This is a genomic window from Sulfitobacter sp. IGS-18 (genome assembly GCF_059628195.1).
Genome location: NZ_CM184556.1, coordinates 2,895,924 through 2,910,855, shown reverse-complemented (window position 1 = coordinate 2,910,855; position 14,932 = coordinate 2,895,924). Strand labels below are relative to the sequence as shown.

General features: G+C 65.4%; 13 protein-coding genes. 8 read left to right on the top strand and 5 right to left on the bottom strand.

Annotation, left to right across the window (positions count from 1 at the left end):
* Positions 1-191: 191 nt before the first annotated feature.
* The 5 genes from ACWNZ3_RS13975 to ACWNZ3_RS13955 all read left to right on the top strand — a co-directional run bounded on the left by ACWNZ3_RS13975 (position 192) and on the right by ACWNZ3_RS13955 (position 5,325).
* A complete protein-coding gene (locus tag ACWNZ3_RS13975; RefSeq protein WP_274573832.1) occupies positions 192-593 on the top strand; it encodes a cytidine deaminase in 402 nt (133 codons plus the stop codon).
* A complete protein-coding gene (locus ACWNZ3_RS13970) occupies positions 590-1,894 on the top strand; it encodes a thymidine phosphorylase (protein WP_496900324.1) in 1,305 nt (434 codons plus the stop codon). Before ACWNZ3_RS13975 ends, ACWNZ3_RS13970 begins: the two co-directional genes overlap by 4 nt.
* Positions 1,894-3,081 (top strand): phosphopentomutase, encoded by a 1,188-nt coding sequence (locus tag ACWNZ3_RS13965; RefSeq protein WP_496900323.1) that lies wholly within the window; start codon positions 1,894-1,896, stop codon positions 3,079-3,081. Before ACWNZ3_RS13970 ends, ACWNZ3_RS13965 begins: the two co-directional genes overlap by 1 nt.
* A gap of 132 nt (positions 3,082-3,213) precedes the next feature.
* On the top strand, positions 3,214-3,858 hold the full coding sequence (upp, locus tag ACWNZ3_RS13960) for a uracil phosphoribosyltransferase (RefSeq protein ID WP_496900322.1): 645 nt from the start codon (positions 3,214-3,216) through the stop codon (positions 3,856-3,858).
* A 111-nt stretch (positions 3,859-3,969) separates the two neighbouring features.
* Positions 3,970-5,325, top strand: a complete 1,356-nt coding sequence (locus ACWNZ3_RS13955) for an SPOR domain-containing protein (protein ID WP_496900321.1) — start codon at positions 3,970-3,972, stop codon at positions 5,323-5,325.
* Between the two features lie 138 nt (positions 5,326-5,463).
* Here ACWNZ3_RS13955 and ACWNZ3_RS13950 read toward each other — a convergent pair whose 3' ends face one another.
* Together ACWNZ3_RS13950 and ACWNZ3_RS13945 are read right to left on the bottom strand one after the other, a co-directional pair.
* Positions 5,464-6,477: a hypothetical protein gene (locus ACWNZ3_RS13950; RefSeq protein ID WP_496900320.1), complete on the bottom strand. Its 1,014-nt coding sequence runs from the start codon at positions 6,475-6,477 to the stop codon at positions 5,464-5,466.
* Positions 6,478-6,616: 139 nt separating this feature from the next.
* On the bottom strand, positions 6,617-8,242 hold the full coding sequence (locus tag ACWNZ3_RS13945; RefSeq protein WP_496900319.1) for an AMP-binding protein: 1,626 nt from the start codon (positions 8,240-8,242) through the stop codon (positions 6,617-6,619).
* Positions 8,243-8,328: 86 nt separating this feature from the next.
* Between ACWNZ3_RS13945 and ACWNZ3_RS13940 the strand changes: the two genes are divergently transcribed.
* The 3 genes from ACWNZ3_RS13940 to ACWNZ3_RS13930 all read left to right on the top strand — a co-directional run bounded on the left by ACWNZ3_RS13940 (position 8,329) and on the right by ACWNZ3_RS13930 (position 10,792).
* On the top strand, positions 8,329-9,270 hold the full coding sequence (locus tag ACWNZ3_RS13940) for a DMT family transporter (RefSeq protein ID WP_496900318.1): 942 nt from the start codon (positions 8,329-8,331) through the stop codon (positions 9,268-9,270).
* Positions 9,267-9,914, top strand: coding sequence for a sulfotransferase family protein (locus ACWNZ3_RS13935; RefSeq protein WP_496900317.1), 648 nt, complete (start codon positions 9,267-9,269; stop codon positions 9,912-9,914). The genes ACWNZ3_RS13940 and ACWNZ3_RS13935 overlap by 4 nt, the downstream gene beginning before the upstream one ends.
* Positions 9,915-10,147: 233 nt before the next feature.
* Entirely contained in the window at positions 10,148-10,792 is a 645-nt protein-coding gene (locus ACWNZ3_RS13930; RefSeq protein WP_496900316.1) for a Hint domain-containing protein, read from the top strand.
* Between the two features lie 465 nt (positions 10,793-11,257).
* On the opposite strand, the gene ACWNZ3_RS13925 is transcribed toward ACWNZ3_RS13930, so the two are convergent.
* The 3 genes from ACWNZ3_RS13925 to ACWNZ3_RS13915 are packed head-to-tail and all read right to left on the bottom strand — an operon-like array spanning position 11,258 to position 14,842.
* Entirely contained in the window at positions 11,258-12,340 is a 1,083-nt protein-coding gene (locus ACWNZ3_RS13925; RefSeq protein ID WP_496900315.1) for a DUF1513 domain-containing protein, read from the bottom strand.
* Between the two features lies 1 nt (position 12,341).
* Positions 12,342-13,358, bottom strand: coding sequence for an imelysin family protein (locus ACWNZ3_RS13920; protein ID WP_496900314.1), 1,017 nt, complete (start codon positions 13,356-13,358; stop codon positions 12,342-12,344).
* Positions 13,355-14,842 (bottom strand): di-heme oxidoreductase family protein, encoded by a 1,488-nt coding sequence (locus ACWNZ3_RS13915; protein ID WP_496901908.1) that lies wholly within the window; start codon positions 14,840-14,842, stop codon positions 13,355-13,357. The genes ACWNZ3_RS13920 and ACWNZ3_RS13915 overlap by 4 nt, the downstream gene beginning before the upstream one ends.
* Positions 14,843-14,932: the final 90 nt, after the last annotated feature.

The window sequence follows — 14,932 nt, the reverse complement described above, 5'->3', positions numbered from 1 at the left end:
TTTTGTTTAATGTTAAACTATCTGGTTTTCATGCGCCAGAATGTCATATGCCAGTTGCTTTGGCAAAGCCCCATTGCAAAGCCGTGTTTGCTTTTCCGGGACGGTTGTTCCGCTTGGCGGGCGGGAACAGGGGTTTTGTCCTTTGATACTTTCTGCGAGGGTTTTTATACAATGCGTGACAGGGGGTGATCATGAGTTCAGATTTGCGGCAGGCAGCGGTCGAGGTGCGCGAGAACGCGCATGCGCCCTATTCGGGCTTCAAGGTCGGGGCGGCCCTGCGCAGCGCATCCGGCGCAATTTATGTCGGCTGCAACGTGGAGAATGTCGCCTATCCTGAAGGCACCTGCGCCGAGGCGGGGGCGATTGCCGCCATGGTCGCCGCCGGAGAGACAGAGCTGAAAGAGGCATATGTGGTTGCCGACAGCCCGATGCCGGTCACGCCCTGCGGCGGCTGTCGCCAGAAACTGGCGGAATTCGGCGCTGGTGAGGTGCCCGTGACCATGGCCACGCTTGCAGGTGTCGAACAGGGCACCACAATTGCCGATCTGCTGCCCGGCAGTTTCACCGCCGCCTATATGGAGGGGCAGGGATGAATGCCCGTGCCATCCTGGCAAAGCTGAGACAACGTCAGACCCCCACGCGCGACGAACTGGGATGGTTTGCCCGGGCGCTCGCCGATGGGCAGGTCAGCGATGCACAGGCCGGGGCCTTTGCCATGGCGGTCTGCCTGAACGGGCTTTCGGATGTGGGAAGGGTGGCGCTGACCCTGGCGATGCGCGATTCCGGCCGGGTGCTGTCCTGGGATCTGGATGGTCCGGTGCTTGATAAACACTCGACCGGCGGCGTGGGCGATTGTGTGTCGCTGCTGCTGGCCCCGGCGCTTGCGGCCTGCGGGGCCTTTGTGCCGATGATCTCGGGGCGCGGGCTGGGCCATACCGGCGGCACGCTCGACAAACTGGAGGCGATACCCGGCGTCGGCACCCAGCCCGATGAACAGCGGTTCCGGCAGATCGTGGCGCAGGCCGGCTGCGCCATTGTCGGGGCGACAGCGGATATCGCCCCGGCAGACAAACGCCTTTATGCGGTGCGCGATGTCTCGGCCACGGTGGAATCGCTGGACCTGATCACCGCCTCCATCCTGTCCAAGAAACTGGCAGCCGGGGTCGACGGGCTGGTTCTGGACGTCAAGGTCGGCAGCGGGGCCTTCATGAAGGACCTTGCCGCGGCGCAGGCCCTGGCCGAGGCACTGACCAAGACGGCCAATGCGGCGAAATGCCGGACCACGGCGGTGATCAGCGACATGAGCCAGCCGCTGGTGCCCAGCCTCGGCAACGCGCTGGAGGTGGCTGAGGTGATGCGCGTTCTGACCGGCACGGGCCGTGGCCCCATCGTGGATGTGGCGGCAGCCCTGGGGGGTGTCCTGCTGGCCAACAGCGGGTTGATGGCCGATGTGCAGGACGGGGCCGATGCCATTGCCAAGGCGATCCGCAACGGTGCCGCCGCCGAGCGTTTCGGCAGGATGATCAGCGCCATGGGCGGGCCGGTCGGATTTGTCGACAGCTGGCAGCGCTTCCTGCCCGAGGCCAGCATCATCCGCGAGGTCAAGGCCCCCTCGGGCGGCTATGTGCGCGCCATTGATGGCGAGGCGCTGGGCCTTGCCGTGGTGCAGCTTGGCGGCGGACGCGAGGTGGAAAGCGATCACGTCAACCCCGCCGTCGGCCTGTCGGAGGTGGTACGGCTTGGCGCGAAGATCAGCAAGGGGCAACCCCTCGCCGTGGTCCATGCGGCACGCTCGGATCAGGCGGACCGGGCGGCAGCGGCGGTGGTGGCGGCGATCACGCTGGGGCCATCGCGGCCCAAGCTGCCGGACCTCATCATCGAAAGGGTCGGATGATGCCGCGCGCCTTTCTGGTGGTGATGGATTCCGTCGGGATCGGCGGCGCGCCGGACGCGGAGAGCTATTTCAACGGTGATGTGCCGGACACGGGCGCCAATACGCTGGGCCATATCATGCAGGCCTGCGCGCGGGGGCGCGCGGAGGAGGGGCGCAGCGGCCCGCTGCGGCTGCCCAACCTGATGGCACTGGGCCTTGTTGAGGCTATGGCGCTGGCCGAGGGTGAGACGGTGCCGCCGGGTGCGGGCAACGCCACCTTCGGTGCCGCGACCGAGGTCTCGCGGGGCAAGGACACCCCCTCGGGCCATTGGGAACTGGCGGGCCTGCCGGTGCCCTGGGACTGGCATTATTTCCCGGACAAGCGCCCCGCCTTTCCCGATGACCTCGCCGATTTCGTGGCCGAGGCAGCGGGGACGACAGGCATCCTGGGCAATTGCCATGCCTCCGGCACCACGATCATCGCGGATCTGGGCGCGCAGCATTGCGAGACCGGCTGGCCGATCTGCTATACCTCCGCCGATTCCGTGTTCCAGGTCGCGGCCCATGAGGAGTGCTTCGGGCTGGACCGTCTGCTGACGCTGTGCAAGGCCATCGCGCCGCGCCTGCATGGGATGAAGGTGGGCAGGGTGATCGCCCGGCCTTTTACCGGCAGCGCGGACGAAGGCTTCACCCGCACCGCGAACCGCCGCGATTTCGCGATCATGCCGCCCGCGCCGGTGCTGACCAACTGGGTGCAGGACGCCGGACAAAAGGTCTATGCGGTGGGCAAGATCGGGGACATCTTTTCGATGCAGGGCATCGACGAGGTCCGCAAGGGCACCGATGCCCAGCTGATGCGCCACCTGGGCGACCTGGTGGAAGAGGCCGAGCCGGGCAGCCTGACCTTCGCCAATTTCGTGGAGTTCGACAGCCTTTATGGTCACCGCCGTGACGTCGCGGGCTATGCCCGGCATCTGGAATGGTTCGACACCGAGATCGGCAAGCTGCTGGGGCGGCTGCAACCCGGTGACATCATGGTGCTGACCGCCGATCACGGCAATGATCCGACCTGGGTTGGCACAGATCACACCCGCGAGCGGGTGCCGGTGCTGGTGGCGGGCGACACTGCAGGGCCGCTGGGGCTGATCGGTTTTCGGGATGTCGCGGCACTGGTCGCGCGCCACCTCGGCGTCGGCACGGGCGGATAGGGGGGCGGGGGGCGCTGCCCCCATCGGCAAAGCCGATTCCCCCGGGTATATTTAAGGCCAAAAAGAGCAGGGGGCGCTGCTTGCGAAATCTTCGGTTTCGCGCGACAACGGAGCAAAAGGAAAGTGCTGCCCATGCCCCCATTGACCGACGACCATCTGACCGTGGTGAACCATCCGCTGGTTCAGCACAAGCTGACCATCATGCGCGACCGCGACACGCCGACGGCGGTGTTCCGGCAGCTCCTGCGGGAGATCAGCCAGCTGCTGGCCTATGAGGTCACGCGCGGCTTGCCGATGACCACCAAGAAGATCAACACGCCCATGCAGGAGATGGACGCGCCCACGCTTGACGGCAAGAAACTGGCGCTGATCTCCATCCTGCGGGCGGGCAACGGGTTGCTGGACGGTGTGCTTGAGCTGATCCCCTCGGCGCGGGTCGGATTTGTCGGCCTCTACCGGGACGAGGAAACGCTGCAACCCGTGCAGTATTATTTCAAGGTGCCGGAGGGGCTGGACGACCGGCTGGTGATTGCGGTCGATCCGATGCTGGCCACGGGCAATTCCTCGGCGGCGGCGATTGACCTGTTGAAACAGGCGGGTGCCACCAGCATCCGCTTTCTGTGTCTTCTGGCAGCACCTGAGGGAATCGCGCGGATGCGGGAGGCCCATCCCGATGTGCCCATCGTCACCGCAGCCGTGGACGAGGCGCTGAACGACGTGGGATACATCGTGCCGGGGCTGGGCGATGCCGGCGACCGGATGTTTGGCACGAAGTAGATCAATCACCGCCCGGAAACAGCTGGATAAAGCGGCTTGCGCGCTGGACACCGCGAACAGGCTGGGGCATCCTTGGCCGATATTCTCATTCGGATTGTGTGGGGGCACGAGATGAAGCTTACAAGACTGATTGCCATAGCCATTATTGCCGCTTCCGGCGGATTGGCGGCCCTGCAGGTCGATGCCCAGATTCAGGAACAGCAACCGGCGGAGTTTCCGCCTGCTTCCTACAAGGGCAAGCAATACGTTGACAGTCGGGGCTGCGTCTTCATCCGTGCCGGTATTGATGGCAATGTGTCCTGGATTCCACGCGTGACCCGGTCCCGCAAGACGATCTGCGGGTTCAAGCCCAGCCTGTCGGGGCAGGTCGCATCGGCGGCGGCAGCACCGGCCCAACCGGCGGAAGCGCCTGTTCAGATCACCCTCAACAATGCACCCGCAGCGGCGGCACCGGCCCCCAAACCGCGCAAGGTGGCGGCGCCCAAGCGCAAACGTCAGGCGGCCCCCGTTGTTGTCCGCCAGACCGCTCCGGCGCCCAAGCCACAGCCCCGGATCAAACCTGCGCCGGTCATCATCGCCGCCCCGGTTCCCGCGCCCGCACCCGCGCCCCAGGTGCGGCGCAGCGCAGAGGTCGCCACGGCCTGCCGGGGGGCATCGCCCCTGTCCCAGCAATACCTGCGCGGCTCTGCCAGCACCCCGGTCCGTTGCGGACCCCAGGCGGAACCGATCATCGCACCGGGATATGCGGCCGGCGGGACGCGGAGCTATGCTGTCACCGCGTCCGAGGTCACGGCGCATACACGCATCGTGCCCAAACATGTGGCGCAGAACCGCCTCAACACCTATGACAACGTGCGCGTGCCCCCGGGTTACAAGACCGTCTGGGAAGATGGCCGGTTGAACCCGCGCCGGGCAGAGCAGAGCCTTGCCGGACGCAGCGACATGTTGCTGATCTGGACACAGACCGTCCCGCGCCGCCTGATCAACCAGGCCACCGGGCGGGATCTGACGGCCTCTGTGCCACTGGTCTATCCCTATCTCGATATCGCGACGCAGCGCCGGGAACTGGGTGAAGTCACAATCGTGCAGCGCAACGGCCAGCTGACCAAGCGGATCATCCGCAATCATCCGGCAAGCGCGCGGACCCCGGCAAAGCGCCAGCCTGTCTATTCCTCGCGCTCCGCGCCCAAGGCGGCGCAGCCGCAGGCCGCCGCCGCGACCCCCTCACGGGCCCTGGCCGACAAGCACTTTGTGCAGATCGGGACCTTTGGCAACCCTGCCAATGCGCAGAGAGCGGCACAGAACATCGCCCGCATGGGCATGGCGGCCCGCATCGGCAAACACAGCAGGAACGGCAAGACCTATATGACCGTGCAGGCCGGACCGTTCCATTCGGCGCAGGCGATCCAGAATGCGATGCGCCGCCTGAAGGGGGCCGGTTACAGCGACGCTTTCGCGCGTAACTAACGCGTTTCAACTTTTCAGCAGCTCGCCCTGGCCAGTCGGAGAATATCCGGCTGGCCATTTCTCTGCCCAAAGACCGTCCGGCGGCGGGGCGGAAATCCGTCTTTGCCCATCAGGTCCGGTAAAGGAGAAAGCCAGGCCTCAGCCGCCGCAGATGCTTTGCAGGCGCAGCCAGTTGGCGTCGGACATCAGCGGGGCGGTCAGCTTGCCTGCCATCGGGTCGCCCTCGATCAGGGGCAGGGTGGTTTCACCGCTGATGTCGCGGGCATAGGCATAGGGGGTGCTGCGCACCTTGGCTTTGGCAAAGAGGTCCAGCTGAGCCGTAAGGTCCACCGCCGCCGGTGGGGTGGCCAGCAGCTGTTCGGCATAGCGGTCCAGCGCCTGCGGGGCGACGTCGCCGGTGGTCAGCAGGCGAAAATTTTCCCGCAGGCCCACCGCCCGCAGCAGATCGCGCAGCGGGTCACTGTCCGCCCGACGAGCCATTTCCGTGATGACAAAACCGGCGGCAACATCGGGTTCTTCGAAATCCTCGATCACCGAGCGGTCCAGCAGGATCAAGCCACCGGGCAGATGCAGGCTCTCGCGGGTCATATCCGGCAGGACCGCCAGTTTCCCCGCCGACAGCCGGTTTGCCAGAAGCGAAAGCGCGGCGCGCCCTGCGGTCTCTGCACAGGCGGGGCCGGAGACACGTTCGATCCGGCTGAGCAGGGCAAGCCCGATCTGCGTGCGTTTCACGCCCGGCACGACGCGCAGGGTGTGATCCTGCATGGCACCGGGCAGCCAGAACAGGACAAGTGCGGCAACCACGACAAAGGAAACAACCATGCCCACCAGCCGCAGCCGCCCCGGCCTGGGGCGCGCGCGGGTGATCGCACGGCGCAGGGTCTCGATCGCTTCGATCATCTCGGTTTCGTTTTCCGCGATCTCCACCGTTTCACCGGGGTCGCCATCCGGGTGATAGATCGCCGGGGTTTCGTTCGGGTTGGCCCGTTCCACCGCGGCAAGCGACCAATGGGTCAGGGGCCGGTCGTTGAGGTTGGAGATCACCAGCGTCGCATCGCCAACCGACACGATCACCTCCTGACGCTGCGCCTCGGGCGTGGCGCGCCACAGCGCGGTTGCCTCGAGCCGGGCATATTTGGTGAGCGCGGTCATGGGGGTGCGGGTCTGCCTCTTGTTTTTTGCCTAGTTTAACACCGAAGGTGGCGGCGGCAATGGCCCAGCGGCATTGCCGTTCCGCCGCACCCCCCGGTTGTCATCATGCAGGCAACCACCGCAACCGGCCGTGAGCGCGTCAAAGCGCGGCTGCGGCCTTGCGCAGTTCAAACTTCTGAATCTTGCCGGTCGATGTCTTTGGCAGCTCCTGAAAGACCACCCGCTTTGGCGTCTTGAACCCCGCCAGCGTCTCGCGGGCATAGGCGATCAGCGCCTCGGCATCTTCCACCGCACCCGGTTTCAGTTCCACAAAGGCGCAAGGCACCTCGCCCCATTTCTCATGCGGCTGTGCCACCACGGCGGCAAGGTTCACGTCCGGGTGGCCCATCAACACGCCTTCGACCTCGACGCTCGAAATGTTCTCGCCGCCCGAGATGATGATGTCCTTGGCGCGGTCCGCGATCTGGATGTAGCCGTCATCATGTTGCACAGCCAGGTCACCGGAGTGGAAATAGCCGCCGGCCAGCGCCTCTTTCGTGGCCTGCGGGTTCTTCAGATATCCCTTCATCACCGAATTGCCCCGGATCATGATCTCGCCCTGGGTGCTGCCATCCCTCGGGATCTGGGCCATCTGCGGGTCCATCACCGTGATATGCTCCATCATCGGCATGGCAACCCCCTGCCGGGCCTTGATCGCGGCACGGGCGGATTGATCCAGTGCCTCCCAATCCTCGGCCCGCCACAGGCATTCGGTCACATGGCCATAGGTTTCGGTCAGCCCGTAAACCTGGGTGACATTGAAGCCCAGCTTCTCGATCTTGGACAGGGTCGCGGGGGCGGGCGGCGCACCGGCGGTAAAGACCTCGACCTCGTGGTCAAAGTCGCGGCGGTCTTCGGCTTTCGCATTGACGATCATGTTCAACACGATGGGCGCGCCGCCAAAATGGGTCACGCCCTCATCCGCGATGGCGTCATAAATGGCCTTGGCGGTGATGTCGCGGCTGCAGACCAGCGTGCCGCCGATCAGGGGCATCATCCAGGTGTGGTTCCAGCCGTTGCAGTGAAACAGCGGAACGATCTGCATGTAGATCGGATGCAGCACCATGCGCCAGGAAATCACCGTGCCCATGGTCATCAGATAGGCGCCGCGGTGATGATAGACGACCCCCTTGGGCCGCCCGGTGGTGCCGGAGGTATAGTTCAGCGCGAGGCTTTCCCATTCATCCTGCGGCATCTGCCAGGCGAAATCCGCATCGCCCTGGGCCAGGAAATCCTCATAAACCGGATGCCGCCCGGTCGCGGGGCCCGCCGACACATCGGTCACTTCGATGATCTGCAGGTCGCTCTGCGGCAATTGCTCCCGCGCGGCCTCCACCAGCGGCACGAACTCCGTATCCACCAGCGCCAGCTTTGCGCCGCCATGGGCCAGGATATAGCTCACCGTGCCCAGATCCAGCCGCGTGTTGATCGTGTTCAACACCGCGCCGCAGGCGGGCACGCCGAAATGCGCCTCTGCCTGTGCCGGGGTATTGGGCAGCAGTGTTGCCACCACGTCACCGGGACGGATGCCGCGCGCGGCAAGGGCCGAGGCCAGACGCGAGCAGCGCGCGTGATACTGCGCATAGGTCACCCGGTGATCGCCATAGACCACGGCCAGGCGGCTGGCAAAAACATCGGCCGCGCGCTGCAGATGCGACAGGGGGGTCAACGGCACATAATTGGCAGGGCATTTTTCAAGCCCCGTTTCGTCCTGCATCCAACCCATTTGCATCCTCCCTGCTGCTACGCTTCGGCGGATTGAGTATTGCGGTGCGAGGGCGACTTTGGAAAGGTGAAAAAAAGGGGTATCGGGTGAGCAATCAGAGCATCAGGCCGGGTTTGGCGGCAGTTTCGGTCTTGGGCGGCATGGCGACATTGGGTCTGACGGATAATTTCGTCCCCTTTATCTCCGAGCGCGGCTCGCTCTGGCAATTCCACTTTGTCCGGTCGCTGATGGCGGTTGCCATACTTGGGGCGGTGGTTGCCCTAGGCTTTGGCAGCCTGCGGCCGAAACGGCCCTGGGCGGTGCTCGGGCGCAGCCTGTTTCAGGGCGGCGCAATGCTGATCTACTTCGGCTGCCTGTCGGTGCTGCCCATCGGGGTGGTGGTGGCCGGGTTGTTCACCTCGCCGCTCTTTGTGGTGCTGATCTCGGTCCTGTTCCAGGGCAAGCAGGTCGGCCCTTACCGCTGGTGCGCCGTGGGCATCGGCTTTGCCGGGGCGCTTCTGGTGATCCGCCCCGATCCTTCGGCGCTCGACTGGGTGGCCTTCGCGCCGATCCTTGCGGGCTTGCTTTATGCCGTGGGCGCCGTGGCCACCCGCGCCTGGTGCGAAGGCGAAAGCACGCTGACGCTCAGCGCCGGCTTCTTTGGTGTCCTGGGGATATTCGGCCTGATCGGCATGGCGCTCATCCCCGGCACCGGCGCGCCCGAGGGGCATGCGGGTTTTGTCCTGCGGTCCTGGGGGCCGCTGGACGCACCGATGCTGTTCTGGTTCGCGGTGCAGGCGGTCGGCTCGCTGATCGGCATTGCGCTGATCGTGCGCGGCTACCTGATCGGCGAGGCAAGCCATGTCGCGGTCTTTGAATATTCGCTGCTGGTCTTTGCCAGTTTCTGGGCCTGGATGCTCTGGGGGCAGGCGGTGCCGCCGCTGGCGCTGGCGGGCATGGCGCTGATTGCCTGTGCGGGCAGCATCATCGCCCTGCGCTCCGACACGCCGGTACCGGCGGGGCGCGCGCCTGCGGGTGAAGCCCCGTGATCATCAGCCGGGGACGGTCCTATATCTTTGTCCACAGCCCCAAGACGGGCGGCACCTCCATGGCGCTGGCGCTGGAGGCGCGGGCGATGAAAGACGACATCATGCTGGGCGACACGCCCAAGGCGGCAAAGCGGCGGCGGCGTCTGAAAGGGGTGCAGGCGGCGGGCCGTTTGTGGAAACACAGCACGCTTGCGGATATCGACGGGCTGATCACCCCCGGGGAGATCGCGGAAATGTTCACCTTTACCCTGGTGCGCAACCCCTGGGACCGCGTGGTCAGCTATTACCACTGGCTGCGCGAGCAGGCATTCGACCACCCCGCCGTGCATCTGGCAAAATCGACGGATTTCGCAGGTTTCCTCTCCGACGCGGCACTTCAGTCCAGCCTGCAGGACTGGCCCGCCGCCCGTTACATGCGCGATGTGACCGGCGTGGAACGCTGCAGCGCCTATATCCGGCTGGAGCATCTGGAGGCGGATGCAGCACCGCTATGGGATCATCTGGGCTTTCGGCTGGAGCTGCCGCATGTCAACACATCCGCGCGGACGGAAACCTGTCAAAGCCTCTACACCCCGGACCTGCGCGAGATCGTCGCGCGCTGCTGCGCCGGGGACATCGCGCGCTTCGGCTACCGGTTTCCCTGAACCGCGCTGGCGGTGGTCACCTATTCCGCAGGATTGCCATCTTTGCGCCACTCAATTCCCCCGAAATCAGCGGTATTGTCGCCGGAACCGGGGACAATGCCAGATTTCCGCCGCTTTCCGGTCCCGTACCGGACATGGGAATCACCCCACTTGGTGCCATCAACTGCACCAGCGCCCTGCCACGGCGCGTCACCATGGGGATGGATGAAATGCTTGGATGGAAGACAAAAGAGATGAACCGCCGAACGCCCGAGATGACGGGCGCCTATGACGGCGGTCTTGCGACACTGACAAACGGTCTGATGGCGGGCACGCGGGTGGCGTCAAACCTGGGCTGGCGCGCTGTCGAAGCGTTGGCGGTTGGCGATTCCGTCCTGACCTTTGACCACGGCATGCAGCAGATCACCGATCTGCGCCGCGTCATGATGTGGATCGACGCCCCCGATACGAACCCGGCCCTCTGGCCGGTCATCGTGCCTGCCGGTGCGCTGGACAACCGTGCCGAACTGACCCTGCTGGCCGATCAGGGGGTGCTGGTGGAAAGCGATGCGGCCGCCGATATCTATGGCGATCCCTTTGCCCTTGTCCCGGCGCAGGCGCTGGTAGGGGTGCGCGGCATCCACCGTGCGGCACCGCAGGAAATGGTGGAGCTGGTGGTGATCTCCTTTGCCGATGAACAGGTCATCTATGCCGAAGGTGGTGCCTTGATCCATTGCCCGGTGGCGCGGATGGTGCTGGACAATCTGCTGGACGGCACCGCCCCCGTCTATGACGTTCTGGGGCTGAGCGATGCGGCGTTTCTGGCCGGATGCCTGACCATGGAAGACCGGATGCTGGCCACAGGCGGTCGTGGCGATTGTTCTGCCGCACCCTGTTGATCTGACCGGCGCGGCCCATCTGGAGGGGGCCGCGGAGAGACTAGCAGACATCCCCATGTCAGCAAAGGGGCCGCGAGGTGAGAGCCGCGGCCCCTTTTGCATGTCACGGGGGCGGGCATATTCCGGGAGGCAAGAATGGCCCCGGGCAACCCAAATTCCAGCCGGTGCCTGAACCTCAGGTCACTCAGGCCATCGTTGAAACCACAGGCTATGCGCGTTGCGCTTTGCGCTTTCCACATTTGCCGTCTGCTCCCTGCTCCAAGCAATTGCAGACATGTCATACAAGACCTGTCATTTTTGACATGTCATGTATGACATGTCGTCCCTTGCGGAATGATGCGCCAAGGCGTTTCGCGTGATGTCTCACGGCGTGATGCGAAAACCTTACTCACGTAACGCTGCCTGAAATCAGAGACTTCAACGGGCTAAGTGGAACATGGTCTTTCAGGTGTTTCGTCAGGGGCTCTAGACCGGGATCAGGTGATTGTCCCACATCAGATCGGCTTTTGCCCTGGCCTCGCCCGACCCGCGCAGGCACCGCAGCTCTCCGGCACCTGTGGTCACGGTAAAACCACCCTCCGCCGGGGCCACGCCACAGACGTCGTTCAGGGAGATGACCTGCGACAGGGCCATGGTGCCCGTGTCAAAGATCTGCACCCGGTTGCCACGGGGCGAGGTGACGGCAACCCGGGCGCCGTCCGGCGAAATGGCGATGCTGCCGATATAGCCCTCCATCTCGCGCACCGCCTCGGGCGGGGCGTCGAAGAGGGCAATCTGCCCGCCCCTCCGGTGCCTGCCCACCAGCGCTTCCACCGGCTCTTCGCCCTGCCATTGCATGCCAAAGACGACATCGCCGCCTGGGCCAACCGCAAGATGCCGGATCGAATTCTTGTGCTGTGCATGGGGCAGGGCGGCCTGCTCGACGATCTTGCCCTGGTCGATATAGCTCAGGTTCGGGGCCATCGTGGGGATGTTCAGCTTGGTCCTTCCGGTGTCGGGGTGGGTGTCGATGCCACCATTCGCCACCACCAGAATATCCGTCCCCGGCAGCCGCTTGATGTCATGCGGGCCGATCCCGCCGCTGCTGATCTCGCCGCGGCGCCTGTAGCCTGCGGCAACGTCCCAGATGCCGATGCGCCCTGCGCCGGCCTCAAAGTCATTCTCGGTGGTGAACAGCCATTCGCCCCCCGCCGAAAACACCCCATGGCCATAGAAATGCCGCCCTTCGGGGCAGGTCAGCCGGGCCTGTTGCCGCCCCGTCGCACAGTCGATCACCACCGCGAAGGTGCCGGGCCTGCGGGCAAAGGCCACCGCCTGCGGTCGCGTCGGATGGGCGGCTGCGGCATGGCCACGGGCAGGCAGGGGAATTTCGAACAGCACCGACAGGTCCGCCGCGATACCGCACAGCAGATAGGTCCCGTCCGCCCGCGCGCCTGCGGCCAGATAGGCGGGGGATCCCGCATCGGCCCAGCTGGGGACTGGCAGCACCCCGGCGGCAATCAGCCCGCCCAGAAACTGTCGGCGTCCGCGCTGCGGGGCCCCGGACATCTCAGTCGCCATCCAGCGAGTTGAAGCCCGCGGCCACACCCAGCGTCGGCCCCAGTGCGCTGCGGGCGAGGGCGCGGATGGCTTCGACATCCTGCTGGAGCACTTCCACCTTCAACCGGCTTTGCGGCTGGGCCACCCCGGCAAACACCGGATCGTCCAAAGTCTCCAGTTGATCAACGGCCTTGGCAAAGGCGTGATCCAGCCCGGAAGCAACCTGCGGGTGACCGGCGGCCAGACGTTCCGCCAGATCGCGCAGGGCGGTAAGGCTCAGGCCCACATGGCGCGCCGACCGATCAGAGCGCCAGGCCTCCGCCCGCCTGGGCCGAGGGCGGTCAAAGGTGCCCAGGGGGCGGCCCAGACGCGTCTCTGCGGTGAACTCAAGCCCCGTGGTCAGCGCGGTGAAAAGCTGCTGCAACACCTCGTCTTCGCTGCGGTAGGTGCCATTCGGGCCGGGGTTCAGCATCCCGGGCGCATAGCTCTCGTGCCATTCCGCGCGGATGGTCCCGGCCGTTGCGGCGATATCGGCGGTGACCGCGCGGATCAGGCCGCACAGGTAGGCGGGATCGGCAGCACCGGTCAGCTCCGGATCATAAAGCAGGTATTCCAGCCCGTAGAACCCCCGTGCCGCGATGGAAACCTGTGCAAAGCCCTCGGCGCTGTCGATGATCGCATCGCGTTCTGCCATCAGACCGGCCAGCGCACGCGGGGTCGCGCCCCGGCTGTCGGGCCAGAAGGCCAGCGCAAAGGCCCGGTCGCCAACTTCGGTCGGGCCGAAACGCAGGTGGCTGGCGCTGACCCAGCTGTCAAACGCCACGCCATAAGCGTCGCGCAGTGCCCGCGAAGTGGGCGCGCAGTCGTTCCCGGCCACCTCGGCCAGCCGCCCGGCATTCTCTGACAGCGCGTCAAACCGCGGCAGGATGTGATGCGTGACCACATCGGTGATCTTGGCCGTGGCATCCTGTGCCACAGCGGCAAAGGGCATCAATGCAACAAGCAGGCTCAGGAAAAATCTGGTCATAGGCTCTCCAGATAGGTGATCAGCGCCTCGCGCTCGGCAGTCGGCAGGTCGATGACCGCATCGCGCTGGGCCTGCGCCTCGCCGCCATGCCAAAGGATCGCCTCCAGCAGGGACCGGGCCCGCCCGTCGTGCAGGAAATAGCTGTGGCCACTGACCTGTTCCGTCAGACCGATACCCCAAAGCGGCGGCGTCCGCCACTCCGTTCCGCTGGCCCGCGCCTCGGGGCGGTTGTCCGCCAGACCGGGGCCCATGTCATGCAGCAACAGATCGGTATAGGGCCAGATCAGCTGGAAAGACTGCTCCGGCTGGTCTGCAAGCCGGTTGGTCACGAATTTGGGCTGGTGGCAGGAGGTGCAGCCGGTCTCATAAAACACCTTCTTGCCCTGCAACACCTGCGGATCGCCCGGGTTGCGGCGCTCCGGCACGCCCAGGTTGCGGCTGTAGAAGGTCACCAGATCCAGCCCCTCGGCGTCGATCTCGGTGCCGCGCGCATCGCCGTCACCATGGATCGCGGCCAGGCAATCGGCCTGCAGATCGGTGCATTCACCAGAACCCGCCGTGAACAGGGGGTTCGATATGCCGATGTCCCCGGCAAAGGCCCCGGCCGATTGTTCCAGCACCGAAGGGTTGCCCGCCTTCAGGCCGAAGCGCCCCAGCATGGGCCGGTCCAGCGCCTTGGACCAGACGATATTGGCCCGTCCCGAAATGCCGTCGCCGTCCGCATCATCCGGGTCCGCCAGGGCAAGGATATCGGCGGCGGGGATCGCTTCGAGCAGGCCCATGCCGATCATCTGCGGCGCGACGCGCGGGCTCAGCATGGCGTCGGGATGCAGCGGGCCATAGCCCAGATCGGCCGCCCCGTAGGTGGGATGCCTGAGCGATACCTCGGTCCCGTCAGCCAGCGTGACAGGTTCCTCTTTGTACGTGATATCAAGGCGGTATTCAGCGGCATGCCCCTGCACGGCAAAATCCTGCAACTGCGTGCCATAGGTGGGGTCGGGGCGGCTGGCGATATAGCCTTCGATCTCGTCGATGGCGTCGCTCTCGTCTCCGGGGATCGACACCCGCAGGAACATGGAGATCGCATTGTCGTCCTGCGCCTCGGGCGGATGGCCACGCCCGTCCTTGATGTGGCAGCGCTGGCAGGAGCGCGCGTTGTAAAGCGGCCCCAGCCCGTCAGAGGCCAGCGTGGAGGAGGGGGCAGAGACCCAGAGCTTGCGAAACAGGCCGTTGCCCACCTTGAAGGTCAGCTCATCCTCGAAACTGATGTTGCCGGAGGGCTGGGAAAAGGCATCCGCCGACTTGCGCGCCCGCACGGTGGCGGCCCCGGCAGAAAGCTGTTCGAATTGTTCGGGGGATGTGAAATCGGCGGGCGGCGCCAGTACCGCCGCGATGCGCGCGGCCTCCGCGGCGGTGCGGGGGATCACATTCAGATGGTTGTCATCCAGCACCGGCGCCTCCTGCGCCAGCGCCGCCGATCCCATCACCAGGATCAGCGGCACCAGGGCGCAGGAGATTTTAACTTTCCGGTGTGACATGCTGGCGGGCCGGTCCCGTCGCGCTGTGGCGGCAGG